This is a genomic window from Hoylesella shahii (genome assembly GCF_937990675.1).
GTDB lineage: Bacteria > Bacteroidota > Bacteroidia > Bacteroidales > Bacteroidaceae > Prevotella > Prevotella shahii.
The window spans coordinates 1-8701 of record NZ_CALKQY010000012.1 but is presented as its reverse complement, the minus strand read 5'-3'; the positions used below and the strand labels follow the sequence as shown (position 1 = coordinate 8701).

The following is an 8701-nucleotide window of genomic DNA, read 5'->3' as shown; positions in this document are numbered from 1 at the left end:
CAAAGGACCATTGACACACAGCTTGCATTGTTCTGAATTCGTCGAACTCACGTTATTTTAGTGGCAAATTTTACTAAAATAGTCACACATTTAGAGGCATTTGACCTTTCATTTGGCTGTTCAAGTGGCAAATTATACTAAGATAGTCACACATTTTGAGGCATTTGGCCTTTCATTTGGCTATTTTAGCGTAGCATGTCACTGAATTTTGAGTTGAATTTAGCAGCGTATATCAGGGTGTTTTGCAGAAAGACCGAATGCTTAATTGCAAATTACATCTAAAACTGTGAAGTTAATGTATTAAGCCACCGCTATACATCCCATGCTATTGTTATTTCACTAATACTTAAACAATGAAAGATCATGAAAAATGCGGCCTTTACACACCAAAACGCAGGCGAGAACTACGGATGGTTGGCATAAAGGACTAAGAATTATGTCATCTTTACACACCTGCAAAGCAAGAGATGGTAGTAAAACGAGCTATTTTCAAACACAAAAGCCAGTAAACAGGGCTAAAACAGTAATACAAGTTGGCAAAAAGTGCCAAATATAGTCCTGAAGCGATTAGCAGAGTTCATTATTTACAATATAAAACGGACTCTAAATGCTACTTTCGCGGTCTTCTGGATAAAACGATTCCCAAGTACGGTCATCGTAGAAAATGCGTATTTCTGTTACCTTTCGTTGTGGTTTCTCAATCACTTTCACCTCAACTCGCTCAGGTTTTTGAGGTGTATAGTCCATCGTTGGAGTGACTATCGTTTGTTCATTAAAGAGAGAAGAATTATTTTCTAAATCGTCAAAATTTAATACTGGCTCGCTTATAACGTTTGGTTGGGTATTTGTCGTATTATTTGAGTGTCCAGAATCACTTAGATACATATCACCTTTACCGAAAATTAACCAGTCGGTTGATATTCTCGGGATTTTGTCTTTAATGGCTTCAACGATATTTAGCGTTGGTTTTGTACGCCCGTTAAAGATACTGCTAAGCGATGCAGGCGACATTCCTATGGAGTGGGCAAAGGTCTGTTGACTCATGTGCTGGCTCTCCATAACCTTCTTAATTCTATCTTTCATACCCTTGTTATTAGTGTTAGTGACCTTTATAGGTCTATTTGCATTGGTTTTACAAAGGTAAAACAAATTCTTGACAGCCGCAAGTTTCTAAAGAATAATTTAGCATTTAAAAGACCAGGTTTTAAAAGCAAAATCTTCACATATGTAAACGAGTGCGGATATTTGTGTGATTTACATTTACAAATCTTAATTAAGAAGCCTAAAGTAGATATATAATAAGATTTAATGAAATAGTTAATTTAATTGGTTTTTAAGTAGTTATATATATTATGTAAGCGTATAATACGCAAAATCAGGCCATTTAGGGGGTAAAAAGGGGTGTTTTAGGTATTTAAGGACTAATAAAAGGCTGTAAATGGCTGGTAAACATATTAAAATAATGGTTTATGCGGTGATGTATATGTATTCATTTAGATTTATAAATGTAGATTATCTGATATTTATTTGTAAATTTAAGCCCTGCAGTTTTTATTTAGCGTTTACAAATCGATACAGAGACAACTTTAGTTTTGTAAATCAAACATCTTGTTTACAGCTCTAAATGTCTACACTTGCAGATAAATATTTGTTAATTGTAAATTAGAAAACGCAGAAAAAGACGAAATTCAACGAGAATCGATTATTCTGAGACAAAGGTGGAGTTGCTTTCAAATTCTCGAGTATTTAAGGGGGTAAAAAAGGATAACTACCTTATACTACAAGGAGTTATCCCCAAAAAAGCGTTTCTTTAAAGCGCTCATTCTAGAACGAAAAATAGCCCTTTGGGGGCTATTTTAGTGCAAAATAAAGAAGATTAGCTCCTTCATTAGGTCTCCAACAGGGGTATTTGGGTTGTCTAACCCCTTAGATTTAGCGTCAATCTCTCTTATTTTATGTATAATGTGCATTGTCTTCATAGCCGAGTAGTTTCTCATCCCTGTGATGAAGTCTTTCACACCCCACACAGATTTCAGGTCGAGAAACTTTGCCATCTCTCCCTCGTTATTTTTATTTGGTGAGTAATAAGCAATCAATAAGGTCTGAAAGAAACTGAAGAGCAATGGCAAGAAGGCGAAGATAGAACCTGCTTTAGGATTCTTGTCAAAATATTGGATAATCTGATTTGCCTTAAAAACGTCACGATTTACGATAGCATTTCTCAGCTCAAATCCATTAAACTCTTTGCTCACCCCTATCTGCTGTTCAACGATGTCGGGCGTAATGCGCAAGTTGTTTTCGGGAAGCGAAATCAACACCTTATCCAACTCAGAAGTAAGTCGATTCAAATCCGACCCAATATGTTCGGCAATCATGATGGCTGCCTTATCATCCACCGTAGCTTTTTTAAAGGCAAGGTATCCTTTAATAAAAGCAGGCAACTCAAAATCTCGTTTCTTTTTGCTTTCGAAAACAACGCCGATATTTTCAGCTCTTGACAGAAACTTCTTTCTTTTGTCTATTGTGCCATTTTTATGGCAAAGCACCAGCACGGTGGTTTGTACTGGATGTTCCAGATATTTTGCCAAAGCGTCTAGTTGTTTTAGGTTTTGCGCCTCTTTCACCATCACTAATCGCCTTTCGGCCATCATGGGATAAGCCTTACAAAGGTCGGCTACCTGCACCCCACTAGTATCCACTCCAAAGAGGATGTCTTGATTAAAATCGCGCTCCTGTTGTTGAAGCACATTTTCTTCAAGCAAGTTTGCTATTACGTCGATATAATACGACTCCTCGCCCATGAGCACATAAACGGGCGAAAAGTTTCGCGCCTTAATATCTTTTACGATGTTCTCGTAAGTAAGCGCGGTTCGTTTTTCTGCCATGAAGGTTGTTGTTAAATTTGAATGCGACGACAACAAGTTTCGAAAACCACTTTGTCAGCCACATATTTTTAGTAACTTTGCACCATAAGGCTCACCCTCAAGTTCAGCAAACTATAATTGCGACCCTTGCGGATGTGCTTTATTGCACTTTACTCTGCAAAGATAACAAAATGTATTCACTAAACCTACCCTCGTATGCAATAAAAGTAGGAGGAACAAAAGCACGTCCCACCGTGTTCGATCCACTACGAGGCAAGTACGTTGCACTTACTCCAGAAGAATGGGTGAGGCAGCATTTCGTGCATTTCCTTGTTCATCTCAAGGGTTATCCCCAATTGTTGATGGCCAATGAGGTGGCCTTGAACATTGGCGACAAGAGTCTTAGAGCCGACAGTGTGCTATACGACCGCGAACTCAAGCCACGGATGATTATCGAATATAAGGCACCCACTATCGCCCTTACGCAGAAAGTGTTCGACCAGATAACCGTCTACAACATGTTGCTTCATGTAGATTATCTTGTGGTAAGCAACGGTTTGCAGCACATCTGTTGCAAGATGAACTACGAAGACAACAGTTACACCTTCTTGTCTCATATTCCCCACTATACTGAAATATAACTGCGCCACACCTTATATATACGCGCGCAAACGTTAATAAACAATACACACATGAACATCCTTGATTTTCTTAAGAAATGGACATTGCCTAGCGGTCTTGTTATTGGTGCAACTGTCTATCTTTTGTTTTCGCGAATTGCTCCCCTTCAACCCATTGGCGATGCTGTTGGCCCTTTGTTGGTGAAGCTTCTCCCGGTACTTATTTTCGTGATGCTCTACATTACGTTCTGCAAAATACAAACGGGCGACCTCCGACCACGTGCGTGGCACTTCATACTTCAGGCCATTCGCATTCTGCTTTCGGCCCTTTTGGTACTAGCTATCTTGCATACCACTAACCCCATGACCAAGCTAGTGCTCGAAGGGGCATTCGTTTGTGTAATCTGTCCCACTGCTGCTGCAGCCCCCGTAATCACCGAACGCCTAGGCGGAAGCATTGCTTCACTCACCATTTACACCATTTTGGCCAATGTTGTTACGTCCATTATCATCCCATTATTTTTCCCAATGGTAGAGAAAAGCACTGAAATCACTTTTCTCACTGCCTTTAACCTGATACTACGCCGCATCACTTTCGTGCTTATCATCCCTCTTTGCTTGGCCATGCTCACCAGAAAATTTCTGCCTAATGTTGCCACTCGCATCAAGGAAACAAAAAACTTGGCCTTCTATATCTGGGGATTTAACCTTTCTATCATTATGGGACTAACCATCCGCAACATTCTCTCCACCCAAATTTATGGCACAGTTTTGGCTTTACTCCTATTATTACCACTTGTCATCAGCATCTTGCTGTTCTCCATCGGCAAAGCTGTGGGTTATCGTTATGGCGATAGTATCAGCGCCGGACAGGCTTTGGGACAGAAAAATACCGTTGTGGGCATCTGGCTCACCATCGCTTTTCTCAACCCTATTGCATCCATAGCTCCATGCGCTTATGTGGTTTGGCAGAACCTCATCAATGCGTGGCAATTGTGGTACAAGCAAAAATATGGCAGACTCAAATGGTAAATCTCCAAGCCACAAAGCCTCTGTCATCATATATTAGGTAACTTTTAAAGCTTACATTTATGGCTATAGGAAAATGGATTGGCGGATTTCTGGGTTTTATCAACGGCGGACCGCTTGGTGCTTTGGCCGGTTTAGTGCTCGGGGCGCTTTTTGATGCAGGATTAGATAGGGTTAACGATACAGACAACAACGGTTGGTCGGGTAACTCCAGCAACGCACAGGGCAACGGCTATCATAACAATACCAGCAGATACTATAATAACAACACAGCCAATCACCATCAACAGCAACAAGGAGAACGCAACTCGTTTCTCTTTTCGTTTTTGGTACTCGCCGCATACATCATCCGCGCCGATGGCAAGGTGATGCATTCGGAGATGGAAACTTTGCGAGCCTTCCTTCGAAGAAATTTTGGAGAGGTGGCTGTTACGCAAGGCGATAACATTATTCGCAACATCTTCGACCAGCAAAAACAGATGGGTACAATGGCATTCGAACAAATAATACGCGACAGCTGTTGGCAAATTGCCGCCCACATGAATAGCAGCCAATGCCTACAACTACTTAGCTTCTTAGTTGAACTCACAAAAGCCGATGGCCGAGTAGACCCCAGCGAGGTTAATGCACTTCGTAACTTGGCACATTGGTTGGGCCTAGATGCCAGTGTTCTCGAATCAATGTTCAACCTCGAAAAGCACGACACCCAGTCGGCCTACAAGGTTTTGGGTATCTCGCCCAATGCCACCAACGATGAAGTGAAAGCTGCATACCGCAAAATGGCTCTTCAACATCACCCCGACCGCGTAGCAACATTGGGCGAAGACATACGCCTTGCTGCCGAAAAGAAATTCAAAGAGATTAATGAAGCCAAGGAAAGAATATACAAAGAACGAGGCATGTAGTGCAGGAAAATAAGCAAACACGCGTAAAACCACCTCACTGCGAATTGCAAAAGACTCGTTCCTGTTGTTGCTTATCCACACAGAACGACAACAATAACACTGCGAAAATCAGCCACATAGCCCATAACACATCGAAAGCATACGACCATAAAAGAAGAAACAAAATGCATTTATCTGCTAAAAAGTACTAACAAAATGACGGTATTTCATTTTAAACTTGTACTTTTGTGCCTGATAAAATCACTATTTTAAAACTAAGTAAAAGTTATTAGGTATGAAAAAAATTATTTTTAGTGCAGCTCTTTTTGTTGCTGCAATAGGTTTTGCTAACGCTCAAAGTGAAGGAACAGCCAAAAAATGCGATAAGGCTAAGACTGAACAATGCGAGAAAAAATGCGCTAAGGATAGCAAGAAAGGATGCTGCAAAAAAGATGCTGCTCAAGAAAGCAAAGAATGCTGCAAAAAAGACGCTGCTAAAGACAGCAAAGGTTGCTGCAAGAAAGACGCTGCTGCAGAAGGTAAAGACTGCGGAAAGGCAAAATGCGACAAAGCAGCTAAGAAAGAGTGCAAGAAGGCTGGCGACAAGCAATGCTGCAAAAAAGAGTCTAAGGACAAGAAGTAATCCGTAAACAATTCATTTAAGGTCGGTTCCATAATTTCCTAGTTACATTTGGCTTTACTTTTGGCCATCCATTGGCATTGTATTGCCTCGTAGCTCATTACTGCCTTACACTTCTGCCTGGCAATTTCCACGTACTTTCTCATTGATATAGCTTGCTATACAACTCTAAAATCAAGCGAAATCTGTGCAGGTAAGTTACCTAGAAGGCATCAAAGGCAATTTTAGAGCCACCTTAATCCGAAAAACCAAGTCCTCTGCTTATTGCAAGGCTTTGGTCATAGCATACAAAAAATAAGCTCCATACACGCCATGTTGTTGTGTGTGGAGCTTATTGTTTATACAAAACGCGGAGTTCTAAAAGAGCAATGGGCATTTCTGCACCATTTATCTAGTTATTCCGTCTCTTCTTTAGTTTTGCGTATTGCGCGTTTACGTTTAGGTTTCTCTGTCGTAGCAGCTTTATCTGTCTTAACACCAGCCAATTCAGGGTCAACAATGATACGTCCGCAATATTCGCACACGATAACCTTTTTGTGCATTTTCACATCCAGTTGTCTCTGTGGCGGTATTTTATTAAAGCATCCACCACAAGCGTCGCGCTGAACATAAACAATACCCAAACCATTTCTAGCATTTTTGCGAATACGCTTAAAGCTACTTAGCAGTCTAGGTTCTATTTTCGTTTCCAAGTCTCTAGCTCTGTCGCGCAGTCTTTCTTCCTCCTCTTTTGTTTCGAGCATAATTTCATCCAGCTCTCCACGTTTTTGTTGTAGGTCGTGTTCGCGGTCGTCGATAAGTCTTTCCGTTGTGCCGAGGTCTCGTTCGCACTCGTCAATCCTTATCATCGCTTCCCTTATTTTCTTGTTACACAGTTCTATTTCAAGCGTTTGGAATTCAATTTCCTTGCTCAGCGTGTCGTATTCGCGGTTATTTTTCACTTCGTTCAGCTGGCGGTTATAGCGTTCTACGCTAGCTTGAGCTTCAGCAATCTCTGCTTTTTTTTGCGAAACAGCCATAGAGAAGTCTTCAATCTCTCTACGAATTTTATCAACGCGGATATTCAGTCCCTCAATCTCGTCTTCCAAATCTTGCACTTCCAGGGGTAATTCTCCTCTCAGTGCGCGCTTCTCATCAATAGCCGAGAGCGTTGTTTGCAACTGGTAGAGCGCCTTGAGCTTTTCTTCCACCGACAGTTCGGTAATCTCTTTTTTTGCCATAACTTATAAATAGATGATGGGATTGGTGTTAGTTTGCGTTAAGAAGCACTTCACGCCCTCGCACCTTTCCGCTATTATTGTTTTGAATATTTCGTTTGTAAACTGTTCACTTTGGTAATGCCCAATCACAGCAATCTGTATCTCCTGTTCATGGTCGAAGTAATCATGATAGTGCATTTCTCCAGTAACAAAGGCGTCAGCCCCTGCCGCAATAGCATCTGGCAGCAAAAACGCTCCCGAGCCGCCACAGATAGCCACTTTCTTAATGGGTCGGCGCAACAGTTGGTTGCACATCACGCACTCCACATCGAAAGTTTTTTTAAGCATAATCACGAAGTCGTCGGCAGCCAAAGGTTGTTCAAATGTTCCGATAACGCCAGATGCGCCTTCCACATTCACCTTTTCTCCTTTATCGTTAAGGGTTTGAATGTTTTTTCTTGCGCCGAAAAAGTCAACCTCAACAAGTTTCATTTTCTCTGCAATTTTAAAGTTCACACCCCCTTGTGCGTTGTCAATGTTGGTGTGCATAGCAACGATTGTCACATCATTTTTAATGGCCTTCATCACCGTTCGTTGCACGGCATTGCCATCAGACACTTGCGCCAGTTTTCTAAAGATAAGCGGATGATGTGCCACAATGAGGTTGCAGCCTTTAGCAACAGCCTCATCCACGATTTTTTCAGTCACGTCAAGACACAATAAAGCCCCTGAAACTTCCGTCTCTGTCAATCCAACCTGCAGGCCGGCATTATCAAATCCTTCCTGCAGAGGCAGAGGCGCGAATTGCTCAAGGGCACGTAGCACTTCCTTTATTTTCACGCTAATCTAGCTTTATGTTATTAAAGTGCAAAGTTAATCATTTTTCTCGACTCTACAAAATAGAAGGCTCATATTATGCGATTTTAGTTTTTTCGCTTTGCTATTTTGTATTCCTTTTTTATCATAACATAGGGCTGATTACGCATGCATTTGGGGGATTATTGAGCAATGTGTTGCGCCCCACTCTTGCCCTAACATGCACAAGCAATCAGCCCACAAGTTCAAGTTTCATTCTTGCGTCTCAATCATTCTCACGGTCTGTCACCGTTTTAGTGCGCCATAATATGCTCACCAGTCGTCTAAATCACCAGAAGCCTCCACCTCTTCTTCCAGTTTATTGGGCAAAGTAAAAAAAACCGATGCCCGTGATACGCTCCACCTCGTCGATGCTTTTCACATAATTGCCTTTAGGCCTATGGCCGCCTTCATTTAGATAAATAAAGCCCAAGGAGGCTTTGGATTTAATTTATGGTCTTGCGAACAGATTTTTGTAAACAAGAACGATTGTTTTTGAGCTGTTGCATCCCAACAATTGTCGGCCGAGGAGCAAAGGTGTACACGGTGGTAGCCGCTATTTAACGTGAGTTCGACGAATTCAGAACAATGCAAGCTGTGTGTCAATGGT

At 41.5% G+C, this 8701-nt stretch carries 9 protein-coding genes; 4 read left to right on the top strand and 5 right to left on the bottom strand.

What is annotated here, in order from left to right; all coding sequences use genetic code 11:
- Positions 1-603 precede the first annotated feature (603 nt).
- Both QME03_RS01420 and holA read right to left on the bottom strand, forming a co-directional pair.
- Entirely contained in the window at positions 604-1083 is a 480-nt protein-coding gene (locus tag QME03_RS01420) for a helix-turn-helix domain-containing protein (protein ID WP_025816656.1), read from the bottom strand.
- Between the two features lie 773 nt (positions 1084-1856).
- A complete protein-coding gene (gene holA, locus QME03_RS01415) occupies positions 1857-2885 on the bottom strand; it encodes a DNA polymerase III subunit delta (RefSeq protein ID WP_281723233.1) in 1029 nt (342 codons plus the stop codon).
- Between the two features lie 170 nt (positions 2886-3055).
- On the opposite strand from holA, the gene QME03_RS01410 reads away from it, so the two are divergent.
- From QME03_RS01410 to QME03_RS01395, 4 genes are all read left to right on the top strand, one after another.
- A complete protein-coding gene (locus QME03_RS01410) occupies positions 3056-3505 on the top strand; it encodes a type I restriction enzyme HsdR N-terminal domain-containing protein (protein WP_281723232.1) in 450 nt (149 codons plus the stop codon).
- Between the two features lie 51 nt (positions 3506-3556).
- On the top strand, positions 3557-4516 hold the full coding sequence (locus tag QME03_RS01405; protein ID WP_281723231.1) for a transporter: 960 nt from the start codon (positions 3557-3559) through the stop codon (positions 4514-4516).
- A gap of 59 nt (positions 4517-4575) precedes the next feature.
- A complete protein-coding gene (locus QME03_RS01400) occupies positions 4576-5418 on the top strand; it encodes a DnaJ domain-containing protein (RefSeq protein ID WP_281723230.1) in 843 nt (280 codons plus the stop codon).
- A gap of 274 nt (positions 5419-5692) precedes the next feature.
- Positions 5693-6040, top strand: coding sequence for a hypothetical protein (locus tag QME03_RS01395; RefSeq protein ID WP_273148289.1), 348 nt, complete (start codon positions 5693-5695; stop codon positions 6038-6040).
- A 392-nt stretch (positions 6041-6432) separates the two neighbouring features.
- Here the strand turns inward: QME03_RS01395 and QME03_RS01390 are convergent, their stop codons facing one another.
- The 3 genes from QME03_RS01390 to QME03_RS11805 all read right to left on the bottom strand — a co-directional run bounded on the left by QME03_RS01390 (position 6433) and on the right by QME03_RS11805 (position 8685).
- Complete coding sequence (locus QME03_RS01390) at positions 6433-7257, bottom strand: zinc ribbon domain-containing protein (protein ID WP_281723229.1); 825 nt, start codon at positions 7255-7257, stop codon at positions 6433-6435.
- Positions 7258-7260: 3 nt separating this feature from the next.
- Complete coding sequence (locus tag QME03_RS01385) at positions 7261-8076, bottom strand: Nif3-like dinuclear metal center hexameric protein (protein ID WP_273115078.1); 816 nt, start codon at positions 8074-8076, stop codon at positions 7261-7263.
- Between the two features lie 429 nt (positions 8077-8505).
- A complete protein-coding gene (locus QME03_RS11805) occupies positions 8506-8685 on the bottom strand; it encodes a DNA/RNA non-specific endonuclease (protein ID WP_345740165.1) in 180 nt (59 codons plus the stop codon).
- Positions 8686-8701: the final 16 nt, after the last annotated feature.

What these genes read in the sequence shown, in the direction of transcription:
- QME03_RS01420 (WP_025816656.1), bottom strand. Translation starts at nt 1,083, where the DNA reads ATGAAAGATAGAATTAAGAAGGTTATGGAGAGCCAGCACATGAGTCAA.
- holA (WP_281723233.1), bottom strand. Translation starts at nt 2,885, where the DNA reads ATGGCAGAAAAACGAACCGCGCTTACTTACGAGAACATCGTAAAAGAT.
- QME03_RS01410 (WP_281723232.1), top strand. Translation starts at nt 3,056, where the DNA reads ATGTATTCACTAAACCTACCCTCGTATGCAATAAAAGTAGGAGGAACA.
- QME03_RS01405 (WP_281723231.1), top strand. Translation starts at nt 3,557, where the DNA reads ATGAACATCCTTGATTTTCTTAAGAAATGGACATTGCCTAGCGGTCTT.
- QME03_RS01400 (WP_281723230.1), top strand. Translation starts at nt 4,576, where the DNA reads ATGGCTATAGGAAAATGGATTGGCGGATTTCTGGGTTTTATCAACGGC.
- QME03_RS01395 (WP_273148289.1), top strand. Translation starts at nt 5,693, where the DNA reads ATGAAAAAAATTATTTTTAGTGCAGCTCTTTTTGTTGCTGCAATAGGT.
- QME03_RS01390 (WP_281723229.1), bottom strand. Translation starts at nt 7,257, where the DNA reads ATGGCAAAAAAAGAGATTACCGAACTGTCGGTGGAAGAAAAGCTCAAG.